7 protein-coding genes are annotated in these 14,873 nt (G+C 47.6%); 5 read left to right on the top strand and 2 right to left on the bottom strand.

Annotation, left to right across the window (positions count from 1 at the left end; all coding sequences use genetic code 11):
• Both ACTHMC_RS19510 and ACTHMC_RS19505 read right to left on the bottom strand, forming a co-directional pair.
• Positions 1-1,566 (bottom strand): GumC family protein (locus ACTHMC_RS19510; protein WP_440415631.1); only part of this gene is annotated, 1,566 nt, incomplete at its 3' end.
• A 117-nt stretch (positions 1,567-1,683) separates the two neighbouring features.
• Positions 1,684-8,925 carry a fibronectin type III domain-containing protein gene (locus ACTHMC_RS19505; protein ID WP_440415629.1) on the bottom strand — a complete coding sequence of 2,414 codons (7,242 nt, stop codon included), beginning with the start codon at positions 8,923-8,925 and terminating at the stop codon, positions 1,684-1,686.
• Between the two features lie 385 nt (positions 8,926-9,310).
• Between ACTHMC_RS19505 and ACTHMC_RS19500 the strand changes: the two genes are divergently transcribed.
• From ACTHMC_RS19500 to ACTHMC_RS19480, 5 genes are all read left to right on the top strand, one after another.
• A complete protein-coding gene (locus ACTHMC_RS19500) occupies positions 9,311-10,507 on the top strand; it encodes a glycosyltransferase family 2 protein (protein WP_440415628.1) in 1,197 nt (398 codons plus the stop codon).
• 420 nt (positions 10,508-10,927) lie between these two features.
• Positions 10,928-11,329 carry a response regulator gene (locus tag ACTHMC_RS19495; protein WP_440415627.1) on the top strand — a complete coding sequence of 134 codons (402 nt, stop codon included), beginning with the start codon at positions 10,928-10,930 and terminating at the stop codon, positions 11,327-11,329.
• Positions 11,330-11,367: 38 nt separating this feature from the next.
• Entirely contained in the window at positions 11,368-12,543 is a 1,176-nt protein-coding gene (locus ACTHMC_RS19490; protein WP_440415626.1) for a sugar transferase, read from the top strand.
• A 100-nt stretch (positions 12,544-12,643) separates the two neighbouring features.
• Positions 12,644-13,552, top strand: coding sequence for a glycosyltransferase family 2 protein (locus ACTHMC_RS19485; RefSeq protein ID WP_440415625.1), 909 nt, complete (start codon positions 12,644-12,646; stop codon positions 13,550-13,552).
• 1 nt (position 13,553) lies between these two features.
• Positions 13,554-14,762 (top strand): glycosyltransferase, encoded by a 1,209-nt coding sequence (locus tag ACTHMC_RS19480; protein ID WP_440415624.1) that lies wholly within the window; start codon positions 13,554-13,556, stop codon positions 14,760-14,762.
• The last annotated feature ends 111 nt before the right edge of the window (positions 14,763-14,873 follow it).

The raw sequence follows: 14,873 nt of genomic DNA, 5'->3' as shown, positions 1-14,873 counted from the left end.
ATCTTTCAATGCTTTCTTCTTCAGATCGATCCTGTTGAGCGAGCTCAGCAGTTTAAGTTTGGAGATACGTGAGAAGATGGAAGGAGTTTTGAATGAGCTGTCGAGAAACTCCAGTCCCAGCAACACGATAGCTGAGAGGAAGAACATGAGAATGCCGCTCATACCCATGATGATGCTGCGGCGTGCAGGCTCGGCACGGTATGCAGGCTGGCCCACCATGGTTTGCTTGAAGTTGTTCTCAGGATTAACATCCAGGTCGAGTGAGGCCTGCAGACTTTTCTTGAACGCTTCATATTCCTGGGATGCGATGCGGAGCTCTTCTTCTCTTGAATTGAGGATCACCTGCTCACCGCCACCGGTGGAAGCCATGTTCTCGTATTTATCTTTCTGAAGCCCGAATAATTTAACGTTACGCTCGGCGGCCACTATCTTTTGCTGCAGTTCAATCTTTTTATCGATCAGCTCCGCAGAACGCAATGTGGACTTTTCAGCTGCACGTTCACGGATGCCGCCGGAAACAGGTGCAATGGACTGCATCTTGCGCATATTGGCATCTATCTTATTCTGCAGGTCCTTCTGTTCATCTTCTGTTTTACCTGACTTCTGGATTTCCAGGTTTTCATTCTCTCGTTTCAGCCTGAGAAATTCGCCATTGTTATTAGCCGGTAATGAAGTTGATCCGGCATTCTGGGAAAGGCGTGTCAATTGTTCGTCAACTGCATCCAGCTCACCACGGAGATTATTGAGCTTGGCCATTTCCTGCTGGTAATTGGAAGTAAGTTCCTGCACTACGCTCATGGCGGCAGAGGCGCGGTCCGCCACATTGGGGGTACCGATCTTCTGACGGAAATCCTTGAGCTTGGCAGTAAGGTCATCCACTTCGCGCTTCTTGGTAGCGGTCAGGCTATCCAGCTTGGCTGTTGATTCCTGGGCGCGGGTACCATAAATATTATTGAAGAACCTGATGAACTGCTCGCCGATGGTATTCACTACATAAGCGGAAAGCAAGGGGTTCTCTGAAGTGTATGCAATGTTGATGAAGTCAGTGCGCTCAACGCGGGAGAAGACGATCTTGTCGCTGAGGGCCTTATCGTTATACCCGTACAGCTGAATGAGGTCATAGATCTTTTTCTCTTCGGGATCGTAAGGGGAAATGAGGCTCATATCGGCCACTTTGCCGCGAAGGATGGACTTGGTATTCTCGAGGTTTGCCGCTTTGTATACATCCTGTGATTTCTGTTCATCCGTGAGTATACGGAAAGGGTTGGCATCTTCCAGGTCGTGCAGCAATAATTTATAAGAGAGCATTCCCATCACCTTGGGAGATCTGAAAGTTTCGATCACGTTGTTGAAGCGCAGATCGATCTCGTAGATATTGAAGCTCGCATCATCCTTGATACGCACTTTTTGTTCCATGGTGAACCCGGTAGAATACTGGGCGAAGGACAGGTATGATTTCTTTAAAGTGAGCGTGAATGCAAACCCTGCCAAAAGTCCTATAAAGGTGCAAAAAGCGATGATCCACTTCTTGCGTAGCAGTGAATGCCATAAATACATCAAATCCATGAAATAACCATTTTGTGTGTTTCAGTGAAAAAGGTACGCTGCGATCCATGAACAAGCAAAGAAAGAAGAACAAGGTATCACTTTCTTCCTGATACCCTGTTCTTCTTGAGGAAACTACTATTTCTTTTCGGTTCTTAACATTTTAGCTGCAGATACAGGTTTACCGTTCACCACCAGGGTGAGCATGTAAACACCACTTCCCAGCGTTCCTTCGTTGGTATTGATACGAAGGGTATTCAGTCCTGCAGGCAGTTTGCCATAAGCGCGCCTGTATACCAGTCTGCCGCTGAGGTCATACATATCCACTCTCACATCATCAGAAGCAGCTGCATTATGGAAATCAAGACTGATAAAGTCATTGAACGGATTCGGATAGGCTCTTATTGTAAGCTTTTCCAGTTGTTGCGGGTTACTGGCCACAGGTTCCTGGAGGTTTTCAGGTACCAGGGTATTCACCTGCTCTCCGGCACCGCTGCCAGGAAGCACCATGTTAGGCACTGCACCACCGTTCACATCATCATAAGCTTCCACGATCAGACCGGAGTTGAAGCCCCAGTTTCCTTCGCTGGTAGTAGAGAAGTCGATAGTCACTTCGCCATTCGCATCAGGTTGAACATCACCGATATAGGCGATCTTGGTCCTGTTCAGCCATGAGTTGAGGTAGGCCGATCTGCCGTTGATGGTATAGGTAGCGGTGTAGTTACCATAGAACCAAACCACATCCCCCATGCTTCCGATGAAGCCGAAACGGTAACGCTTGTTCTGGTTCAGGCCGCTCACCTTCATAGTGCTGATCTGTGTATTATCAAGCCAGTAACAGCTTTGCAGTACTGCATCAGGAACAATACCTGAGTTATTGCCGGTAACCACACCACCTACGTTCTCACCATTGAATGGTGTTACGATGGAGATGGTGATACCGCTTGGCTGACCTGCTGTATTCTTCAGGTTATTGAAGTCGATCGGCAGGCTTGGTGATTCTGAAGCATTGTTCCATGGGAAGGCTGCATCAGGCGTAGAGAAGTTCAGGTTGAAGAACACCTGTGATTGAGGTGTAATGGTCTTCACACGGTTACTGAAATCGGTGAAGGTTGATCCAACTTTCGCTCTTACGCGGAACCAGTATTTGGTGTTCGGTGTCAGACCGGTCACTGTGCGGGTAGTTGTATTACCAGGCAGTGAAGTAGTGGTCACCGAGCTGAACAGGGAGTCAGTAGAACGTTGCAGTTCATATCCGTCTCCTGAGTTTTCATTGTTCAATCTGTCTGACCAGCTGAGCGCAACTGAAGTGCGGCTGGTAGGTTCAACATACAGGTTGGTTGGTCCCATCGGTGGCAGTGAAGAAGAGAATTCTTCGATCTGGATTCCGTTCAGCAGAATGTACTGAGCACCCGAGAGTTTGTTCACAGTAAGCATGATCTCTCCGGAAGCGTTAGGCGTAATGCCGTTCAGGTTGGCAGACAGGTTGGTATTGTAGCGGCACTGGATAGTATCGCTTACAGTATTGGCGCCTGTAGCCACCCACCTGTTGGTAACATCTGTTCCTTCGTTGATGCTGCCCACGATCACTACGTTGTAGCGTTTGGTCACATCCAGTCCGGAGAGCCTGATGTTCTTGGAAGTAGCACCTGCGTCAACGATACCGCTGGCCAGTACTGAATCCGGGAAGATACCGGTATTGTTTCCGGTTCTGTGACCATTACGGTTCACATCACCCCATCCGTCTACGATCGTGATATCGATATCAGACTGAACATTGTTCTCATCACGCAGGTTCTGCCTGTCCATACCAGGGTTACCCCATCCCGTCATATTTGTCCATGGAGCAGGAGCAGGGATCTGTGTCATACCAAAGTTGATGAAGTATGACCTGGTGTTCTTATCAGCCACACCAATATTGATGGATTGTGTGCTCACACCACCCTTATCATCTTCCGCACGGATAGTGAGGGAAGTGAAGCCGATATTATCAGCAGTTGGGCTGGCTGCCAGGCGGTAATTGTTACCACCCATATGGAGCAGGTTGATGAATCCTGGTTTGTTCACCACAGTTACCGTTACCACATCGCCCGCGTTATCCGTTACAGTGAAGTCTTCATTCACAACTGCATCAGTTTTAGAGAAGATATCTTCAAGACCTGCAATCACAGGTTTGTTGTTGGCAGTAGCAATATGGATGGTATCACTGGTTGTACCGTTGCCATATTTGTTGGCTCCTACCACATAATAATAGTAGTTGGCATATGGCAACGTGGTGAGATCTGTATACTGTGTACTGTCAACGTTGTTGGCGTTGGGGTTCAGCAGGGAGTAAGGTCCTGCTTTCACTGTAGCCCGGTATACTTTATACGTTTGCTCATTGTAAGATTTGTCAGTCCAGGTGAGCTTCACACCGGTATTGGCGATATCCTCAGCTGTAATATCCAGTGGTTTGGCAGGTGTAGTGCCGTCATCGAAGGCAGCTTCCACTACCAGTGCATTGAGGTATCCGCCCAGGTTGGTTGCAGGGTCACCGATCATGGTGATCACCACTTCACCTGTTGGGCTCGGTTGGATCTGATAGATAGTATCGGTCTGGTTCTGGTTATTCCAGAACTGAATCTGTGCAGATTCATTACCTATTTTATAGGTAGTAGTGCTTGTTGGAGAGAACTGGCACCATGGGCAGGTGTTGCTGGCGAAGAACACGAAGTTGTACTTCCTGCTCACATCCAGGCCATACACACGCAGCCTCAGGGTATCGTCACCATCAGCTCCACCCCATCCGAGGTAATCCCTCATTACGTTGTCAGGGAATAAACCGGTATTATTTCCGGTGATATAACCATCACCACCGTTCCTGTTGTTGAGGTTGGTGTTCATGCGCTGGATACCAACAGTGGTCACCTGGTTCTTGATATTGCGCAGGCTGCCCACATTGAAGAGGTTGGTCTTCACGTCAACATCATTCCACAGTGTAACAAAACCATTATAGTTCACCATATTGATCTGGATCTTATCGTTAGGATCCTTTTCATTAACGGTAACAACAATGTCTTTGCTGCTCCATGCACCATAGCTGTCATCAGAGATCACAGTGATGGTATAAGTACCGGATGCATTGTAGCTTGGCGCCAGTTTCAGAGAACCGCGGCCATTACCACTGTCAACCAGTGTTGCAAAAGAAGGCAGGTTGTTGCTGTACCACTGCAGGTTATCATTTCCTTCAGCATCATTGGCTACCAGGTGCAGGTTTACAGGCAGTGCGCCTTCGTTCATGGTTACATTATTGATGGGCGAGATCTCAGGCAGGCTGTTGGCATTCACCAGCATGGTAAAGGCACAGGTATCAAAGCCGTTGAAGCCATCAGATACAATGACACGAATGGTGTATGCACCCTGATCGAACATTGACGGAGTGAACACGAAGTCGGCCACGCCATTGCTCAGGTTCACGATCTGACCGAAGTAAGGCATCGGATCAGCAGTGAACACCAGCGGGTCTCCATCGGTATCGGTTGCTTTCAGTCTCAGTTTATAGGTAGTGCCATAGGTCATGGTGAAGTCCATGGTATTTTCCAGCACAGGAACCGAGTTCACTGTAGTGGCACTGGCATTGTTGCTGTAAGCAGAAGACGCTACTTCACCTTTCGCACGCACCCTGTAGTAATAAGTTACGTTGGCGAAGAGGGAAGAATCAGTATATGTTTTGGTAGCACCTGCTCCGCCGGCCACGTTGGCAACCAGACGGAAGTTATTGGTGTTACCCAGTGAGCGCCAGAGTTCAAATCCTGTTTCATCAGAAGACTGATCGTTCCAGGTAAGCTTCACGTTATTACCAGGCAGCAGTTCAGTAGCCAGTCCGTTCGGAGCGGCAGGAGCTGATGGAGCCAGTTTGGTGGTATCCCATGAAGGATTGTAGGTATTGTCTCTCAGGGCCACGATCTCGTTGGCCACCATGGCTGAGTTCACAACAAAAATATTATCCATCTGACCTACAAAATAATCGCCGCTGCCTCCCAGTACATTGTAAGCAACATCACCGTTTGAACCACCGGAATAACCAATCCTCGCCGCATTGCTTGCAGAAGCCGCAACACTTGTGAAGCTGGTAGCTACGTTACTTACATCCACTCCATTCAGGAAGAGGCGAACGGAGCCATTACCATATACCACTGCAATATGGTTCCAGTTGTTCACACCAAGCCAGTTTGGATTGCTGGCATAGTTGGAGAGTGAACCGATTGCCCTGGTACTATTGCTGGCAACAGCATATTGAATGGCTGTTCCATTGAAACGGGCAGCAATACCATTGGTAGCATTCCCAAAGTCGAAGATCACTTTGCTGTTGCTGAGGCTGGTAGGCCTGATCCACATGGCAACGGTGCGGGTGGAGTATCCACCATCGCTGGGGAATGAACCGGATGCACTGTTGTTCACAGTAGCGTAGTTATTGGAACCGTTGAAGTTCAGTGAACTTGTACCTTCTTTTTTCTCCGTAGTATTATAAGTAGTGGTACCATTGAATGCGAGGGTACGTGTAGTACCGCCGGAAGCATTGGAACCATCTCCATTCAGTTTCCAGTTGGCTTCTGTAAAGTTGCTGGTGAATGCAGATTCACCGCCTGTTCCCACTGCTCTTACCTTATAATAATAGATGGTATTGGCCGTGAGGTTGGAATCAACATAAGAAGTTCCGGCCACTGTAGCTACAGGCACATATGTTCCGTTGAGTGATGCAGAGCGCACCAGCTCAAATCCGGATTCATTATTACTGTTGTCATTCCAGGTAAGCTGCATCTTGTTATGTGCAATACCATTGGCCTGCAGGTTGGAAGGGGCATTGGGTGCTGTTCCTGAAACTGCATAGCTTCTGAAGTAAGCAGAAAGTGGTACAGTCTGCTCAGACAGGCCGGCATTGTTCCTCCAGGTGAGGGCCACTGTTTCGCCGCTACCTGTGTTATGGAAATATGCAATGGCAATCGGATGTACACCTGCAGCAAGGTAGATAGAACCTTCCTTTGATGCTGCACTGTTACGGCTACCATCGTTGTTGATGATCTCCGGTGTTCCGTACGGGCTGCCTACATAAAGATTGGCGCCATCGTTGGCAGTGAGCTTGAAAGTATAGGTAGCTGATGTTGGTACCTTGATATAACCTTCGTACAGGATACCGTAATTATCTGTTCTGCCGCTGTTACGAACCAAAGTCATATCCAGTACAGGAGAAGTTGATACGAAACCTGTTTTCACAGGAGTCAGAGAATTGAAGTTCGGCAGAGTGCTCCAGCCGGTTGCTTCATAATATTTATAGTTCAGTCCGTTTGCGGTAAATGAAGTGGAAGCAGTTACCTGGTTGCTCGGCGCTGATACGTTACCGGCAGCGTCGTATGCTTTCACATAGAAAGTATAGGTAACGTTGCTATCCAGGTTGGAGACAGTGAAAGTGGTTTTGGTGGTAGTGAAAGTTTTCACACCATTCAGGAAGATCTCATACCTGGTAACACCTACGTTATCTGAAGAGGCATTCCATTTCAGGTAAGCATAGTTGGTAGCAGTGGACTGCACGGTAAATGCAGAAGGCGCAGTAGGAGGAATATTATCCAACTCTGTGGCCACACTTGCTTCATTTGAATTGGCGGCTGCACCAAATGCGCTTACTGCACGAACGATATAATAATAAGTGGTATTTGATTTCAGATTCTGGTCGAGGTACGACAATACATCCGGGGCCGTTTTGAACAGCAGGGTGTAAGGTCCGCTCTGGGTCAGGCTTCTGTAGATCTCATAGTTGGTCTCGTTCTGACCGGCATTGGGGTTCTCACTCCAGTCGAGCTGAATACTGGTGAGTGAAGTAGCCACTGCTGTGAGATTCTTTGCAGGGTCAGGTTTGGGGCTGCCGCTTGCAGGGATCACAATGAAGTTGGGAGAAGGATTGGTTCCGCAACCGAATTGCTCTACCACTCTTGCATAATAGGAACCAGGGCCAACATCGATGGTGCGGTCTGTACCGATCTGCTGGTTATTGGCAGCGTTGTACCACTGGTATCCATAATAACCTTCAGGTTGCTGAAGGGTAACTGTAGTGCTGGCGTCGGGAGCAGGGAGTACAATACTCTTCAGTCCAACAACGGTAGCATTGGGAGTCTGGGTAACGGGTTTAGGGGCAATCACTGCAGGTTTGGGGCTCCATTCAGACCAGGGGCCGTTTGCAGTTCTTTTGAAACGGACTTTATAAACACCATAAGATTTTACAGTGATATTGTTGCCTTCATATGAAATGATGGAAGAACCGTCTACAACGGTATTGACATTGTTCTCGCGTTTTGCGATCAGGTTATTGTCTTTCTGCCATTCGTAAGCGGCAAAACCCGGCGTGATGCCGATCTTGGTATTGATCACCGAGTCCGGACAGAAATCCGATCGCTGGAAGAATACGAGGGGGTTAGCCTTGTGCAGGTCGTTCATCCAGGGTGTGAAACCAGGCTGTCCCCAATGTTCATTCCATACGGAGTGACCGAGATTGGGGAAGCGGGTCCAGATGATATCACCACCATTGTTCTTTACGATATTATAAGAAGAAGTGGCATACCCGATATTGGGGTTGGTGTCTTTATCACCAGTTGCCACCCATGTGGGGATATGAATGAAATTAGGCCAGTTCTGGTTACCGTTACCGGCGGCAGATGGCGCTACTTTGGCAACCCGTGTTGGATACGCGATTGCGAAAGACCAGGTAGCGGCGCCACCGTTTGAGAGACCGGTGGAAATCACCCTGTCGATATCAGCGCGGGCATATTTGGCCAGCGAGTCGATCACACGGATGATCAGGTCGTACCAGGGAGTGTAGGGAGCGGTACCCCAGTCAGAAGCACAATTGCTTCCGGCCAGTAGCTGTGGATAGAGCAGGAAGCCATCGAACTGGCCGCTGTTCACTCTGTCCAGAAAGGCTTTACCGCCATGCAGCAACTGCTTTTCGTTGTTGTAAATGCCACCGTTTGAAGGGCAACCTGGCTCACCGGCACCATGGAAAAATACCATAAGTGGGTATTTTTTGGAAGCGCTGTCCGGGTTGGTATAGCTGGTAGGGAACTTCAGGCGGAAACACATTTTGGAGCCATTTGCTCCGCCGACATTGATAAAATAGGCTTTGTAAGCAGAGTTGGTGAAGCTGCCGCTTCCAGTGGATACACCGGCAGTGGAAACACTCACCCATTTCTGCAAACCCTCAATATTGGGGTTTGGGTTGGTTGCTGTACCAAGCGTGCTGGAAGAGTTCCAGCGGACCTGGCCATCAGCAGGGTCGAACACATTCTGCGCCTGAGACACTGCAATACATAACAATGCACTCATTGTGGAGAGAAGTAAAGCTTTCTTCATAAAAAAGCAGTTGAAGCGTTATTTGAAAACGTTAATCGAAATTGCTGGAAATGCGGTTTGACAATGAGGATATGTATTCCGGGACTTCGCTAAAAAGACCAGAAGGCATATTGGAGAAAGATATTGTGGTGGTTTTCTCGCAGAATAATGAGGTAATCACAAGCAAGGTAATCCGAGGGATATCTGGAAGAGATACTTTCGTAGTAAGTCCAAAAGTAATATAAATTTCTAAAGTGCGAAATTAATTAACGGGACGGTTACCCGCAATAACCACTTCAGGGTATTTTTTTCATTTATATCAAATAATTGCTTTTTTTGCAGAACAGATTCATCTCTAAGCATCCATTCAGTACCGATTCATATCACTTGAAGGCCCTTCTAAACTATGATCCTGACAATTATCAATTTTATTTTCTGGTTCAGTCTCGGCCTTATTTTTTATAGCTATGTGGGCTACGGCATTTTGGTGTGGATACTGGTCCGCATCAAAAATCTTTGGAAAAAGCCCGCTCCATTATACCAGGATGAGGAGTCCCTGCCCAGGGTAGCCCTGATAGTGGCTGCTTATAATGAGCAGGACTTCATTGAACAGAAAATCGCTAACTCGTTTGAGTTAGATTACCCGAAACATAAGCTGGACCTGGTTTTCATCACTGACGGATCCAATGATCTAACGCCGGATATTATACGAAATCATAATAATATCCTCTTGTTGCACCAGCCTGAGCGAAGAGGAAAAGTGGCTGCCATGAACCGGGCCATCCGTCAGGTGGAAGCCCCGGTTGTGATCTTCTGCGATGCCAATACCCTGCTCAACCGGGATTGTGTACGTAATATAGTACGTCATTATGCTGATCCCAAAGTGGGAGGAGTAGCCGGGGAAAAGCGCATCTGGCAGAATACCGCAGACGCGGCTGCGGCTGCCGGCGAAGGTCTGTACTGGAAGTATGAAGGTTTTTTAAAGAAGCTGGACTCCGACCTGTATACCACGGTGGGCGCGGCCGGAGAGCTGTTTTCAGTACGTCGCGAACTGTTTGAATCCGCTCCTGAGGGCACTATCATCGAGGACTTCGTGCAATCCCTGAAGCTTTGTGTGAACGGGTATGTGGTAAGATATGAGCCGGATGCCTACGCAGCGGAAGCGCCTTCGGCTTCCATTAAAGAGGAGATGAAAAGGAAAGTGAGGATCTGTGCCGGTGCCTTTCAGGCCATGGTGCTGTTGAAAGAATTGTTCAATGTGTTTAAATTCCCCATAGTTTCCTTCCAGTTCATTTCACACCGGATTTTGCGCTGGACCCTCTGTCCTGTAGCCCTGATCACGCTTTTGGTCAGTAACCTGCTTATAGTTGTCTGGGATCCTTCGCCCTTTTTTACCCTGGTATTGATTTTGCAAGGGGCGTTCTACGTCACAGGGATTACAGGGTGGATCTTTGCTTCCAGAAACATCAGACTGAAAGCAGTGTATGTTCCCTTTTATTTCCTTTTCATGAATATTTCTGTGTTTATCGGATTCAATCGTTTTATCCGTAATAAACAGACGGTTTTGTGGGAAAAGGCCGCCAGAAGCCAATCTCACGCTTGATTTAAATCAAATCAAAGAATACCACCAAAAGGGTATTTTTCATGTAAAGGGAAATATTGATTTTTGCTGGCGAATAGAATATATTAATAGTTGATGCTTGGTTTATTGATTTTAGTTATTACTTTTACCTCCGAATTGTAACCTCCCTCTCTGGTTCACTATCCTTTGGAGAGCAAGCTAATGATGCTAATGCCAATTGAACAAGCTTATACTCACTACCACGAATCCATTGAAATTCCCCACTACTGATCGACCGATCAGTTAATCCACATACCATCCTTAAAGCCATACCTTTTGAAGTACGGCTCTGCGCCTGTTCAGATATATGAGTTCCCAATACCTCTGTAAGCCAGAAATTATCGTCCAAGCATAAGCCTTTTGAAAAATTGCGATTTTTTCAACACTAAATTTTTTCTGTAAATGAAAAATTTAATACTCGCAATTGACGACAGCAAGGCAATACGTTTTTTATTGCAAACTGTACTCGGAAAAGAATACCAGGTAGTAACTGCGCCTGATGGTTGTTCAGCAATGTATTGGTTATCTAAAAGAAACCTGCCGGGCCTGATCATACTTGATGCACAGTTACCAGATATGCAAGATTGGGAAATGGTTGAGCAATTATCAACAAGTGGTATTTACAAAGACATTCCCATGATTGTGCTCTCATCACTTGATAAAGAAAAAGTAGAAGCCCAATGTGAACAATACGGTGTTTCCGCATATTTCACAAAGCCCTTTAATCCCGTTGACCTGATGGACGTAGCGAAGCGATTGCTTAACAGCCAGAAGAAAACTGCAGGCGTAGTGCATGCAGGATGAGTAAGAAATCAGGAAAATTTAACCTTCAACCTTACTTTATGGAACTAACATTTTTACCCGGAGAAAAAACAGCAAAGAGGATTTACAGGCATTTTTCTATTAATACCACTGTTGCTGCAGAACAACCAACTACCAGCAATAATGCTGCCAATAAGCTGGAATTTTTTTACATAGGGAAGAAAGCAGCGAATATCGACAGCCTGATCCGCACCTTCGAGAGCGGATATGCGGCCGAATCGGTAAGCAATGCACGTTCCATGCTCAAACGCCTGCTTCAGAACTCTAAAAATATCTTCATTCCGGATGTGATCATCCTGGAAGTGAACGCTTCTACAGATTTCAGGGAACTGCAGCAGTTCCTCGCTACAGACACCCTGCTCCAGGGCGTTCCTGTAGTAGCCGAAGTTTCAGGCCTCACTGAAGCTGATATCAAACGCTGCAAGGATTGCCGCTTCATTGACGAGATCCTGGTGCTGAACGAACAGAACCGTTCCGCCCTCATCCGCAAGATCGGCTTCCTCAAAAAAGTAAAACAACAGTTCCTGGTTGAAAAGAACTTCACCCTGGAAAAATCATTGCAGGCTTATAAAGACAGACCCACCGTTATCAAAAGAGGTTTCGATATCGTGGTGTCTTCCTCCATCCTGCTGGCCCTGAGCCCCGTGATGCTGCTGGTAATGGCGGCCATCCGCATGGAATCAAAAGGCCCTATCTTCTATATCTCCAAAAGAGCCGGCCGTGGATATAAGATCTTCAACTTCTTCAAATTCCGCACCATGGAAGTGGGCGCAGACAAGAAAGTTGCAGCCATGAGCCACCTCAACCAGTATGATGCCGTTCAGGAAGGACCCGTGTTCTTCAAAGTAGACAATGACCCACGCATCACCAAAGTTGGAAATTTCCTCCGCAAAACCAGCCTGGATGAATTACCACAACTGGTAAATGTACTCATCGGTGATATGAGCCTGGTAGGCAACAGACCTTTACCTTTATACGAAGCAGCTTCCCTTACTACAGACCAGTGGGCAAAACGTTTCATGGCCCCCGCAGGTATCACAGGCCTCTGGCAGGTGAAGAAAAGAGGTAAGAAAGATATGTCTGTAGCAGAAAGGATAGAGTTGGACATCGATTATGCAGACCGTTACAGTTTCCTGTATGATATGTGGATCATGGCCAACACACCTGCTGCATTGATGCAAAGTTCAAATGCGTAGCATTGCTTTATAGAGTGTAGCGGGGTCTTGTACCCCGCTACTGCATTCTCAGGGTTCCATCCCTGACCCGAAACCCCACAAAAAGAAAAAGAAAGCTGATATGTCAACCGGCCAGGAGCCCTTCGTATCCATCATTACACTCAATTATAACCAGACGGCAGTAACCTGCGCATTCCTGGAATCGGCCAGACGTCTCCGTTATACCAATTACGAGATCCTCGTGTGTGATATGGACTCCGATGTTGACCCAACCGAACAGATCCTCGCAGGCAACTACCCCAACACAAGACTGCTCCTCCGCAAAGAAAACCTCGGCTTCGCCGGCGGTAACAACTGGGGCATGAGCCAGGCAGGTGGTGATTATTTCTTCATCGTGAATAACGATACGGAAATGACACCCGACCTCATCCATAACCTGCTCCAACCCTTCCGGGAAGATGAACAGATTGGTGTTACCTGCCCCCGGATCATGTATTTCGACCAGCCGAACATCATACAATATGCCGGCTTCAACCCCATGAGCAGGCTCACCGGCCGCACCAGCAGCATCGGTATCTGGGAAGAAGACAAAGGCCAGTATAACCAGTCCCGCACCACCCACGGCGCCCATGGCTGCGCCATGATGGTGAAAAGGGAAGTGACCGAACGTGTTGGCATGTTCCCGGAAAAGTTCTTCCTTTACTATGAGGAATGGGACTGGAGCGCACGTATCCTCAAAGGAGGTTACAAGATCTGGTACACCGCCAATGCGCTCATCTATCACAAAGAATCGCTCAGCGTGGGTAAGGCAAACCCGATGAAGACCTACTACCACACACGCAACCGGATCCTGTACATGCGCCGGAACGCAGGCCCCCTGCAACTCCTGGCATTCAGCGCATTCTTTACTTTCTTTACCTTACCTAAAAGCGTGATCGGATTTGCCGTTAAAAAACAGTTCACGCACCTGAAATATTTTCTCAAAGGGGCCGTTTGGAACCTGTATTCATCCAGTTACTCTAAAACATAGTATGGCACTCACGCTTCTACATATCGTTTTCGGGATCCTTTTTGTGTATCTCGCTATCAATACCCTCTACTTCTTTGCAGCTGCAGTGGCAGGTAAACTGTACCGTTCACCGAAGTATACACCGCATCCCGACAAGAAGAAGATTGCCGTACTGATACCAACCTATAAGGAGGATCATATCATTATCAATACGGTGAAGAAGGCGCTGGAGCACGACTACCCTTCTGACCGCTTCACCATTTTTGTGGCCGCAGACCAGCTGCAGCCCGAAACCATCGCCCAGCTGCTAACCTACCGCATCAACCTGGTAGAAGTACAGTTTGAGCTCAGCAGCAAGGCCAGATCACTCAACCAGCTCCTCAACCATATACCGGAGAACGAATACGAGATAGCCATCATCATCGATGCGGACAATATCATGATGCCCGGCACCCTGGAGAAAGTAAATGCCGCATTCCACAAGGGTTTCAGGGCAGTTCAATGCCACCGTATCGCCAAGAACCGCAATACCCCGGTTGCCGTACTGGATGCCATGAGCGAAGAGATCAACAACCATATCTTCCGCCGCGGACAGCGTGCACTCGGCTTCAGCAGCAATACCATCGGCTCCGGAATGGCCTTTGAATTCGCCAAACTCAAAAGCATTTACAATAAGCCGGGTATCCTGGGGAACCCCGCCTGCGACCGTGAAGTTGACTTCGAGACCATGAAGGCCGATATCTGCATCGAGTTCATCGACGATGCTTATGTACTGGATGAAAAAGTGAGCAGCAAGGCGGTGTTCGAACGCCAGCGCACCCGCTGGATGGAATCGCAGATCATTCACCTCCGCCTCTTCTTTGATAAAAATCAAGGACCATTACCTAAGACAAGAGATTACTGGAACAAGCTTTTTGCTAACCTCGCCCCTCCCCGCCTGATCTTCCTGATCAGCTACTGCCTCTTCTTTTTGCTCTTTCTGATAGAGCAGGTAAGTGGCGTATATTTCCTCTATCCACCCTATTTATGGTGGGCCGGGTTGACCGCTCTATATTTTTTGACATTTATCATATCCATTCCAACCAACTTTTATTCCTGGCAAACCCTGCGTGCTTTACTGCATATTCCACTGCTGATGTGGAGTATTGTACGGGCGCTTTTCCGAATGAAAGTGAGCAGGAAAGAATTCCTTCACACTCCCAAAGCATTCACTCAGGAACAAAACAACTAAAGCTGCAACGCAGACGGGTACTGTGTTTCCTCAACATTATTTTTTTCCACATTAGGTCAGGTTTTTGCTCACGTGTGTGAAATGGCCCTGCTTTTGCTGTTTCTTTGCTTA

Source organism: Pseudobacter sp. (genome assembly GCF_051955275.1).
Taxonomy (GTDB): domain Bacteria; phylum Bacteroidota; class Bacteroidia; order Chitinophagales; family Chitinophagaceae; genus Pseudobacter.
Note: the sequence above shows the minus strand (reverse complement) of the source record. Positions and strands in the feature narration are given on the sequence as shown.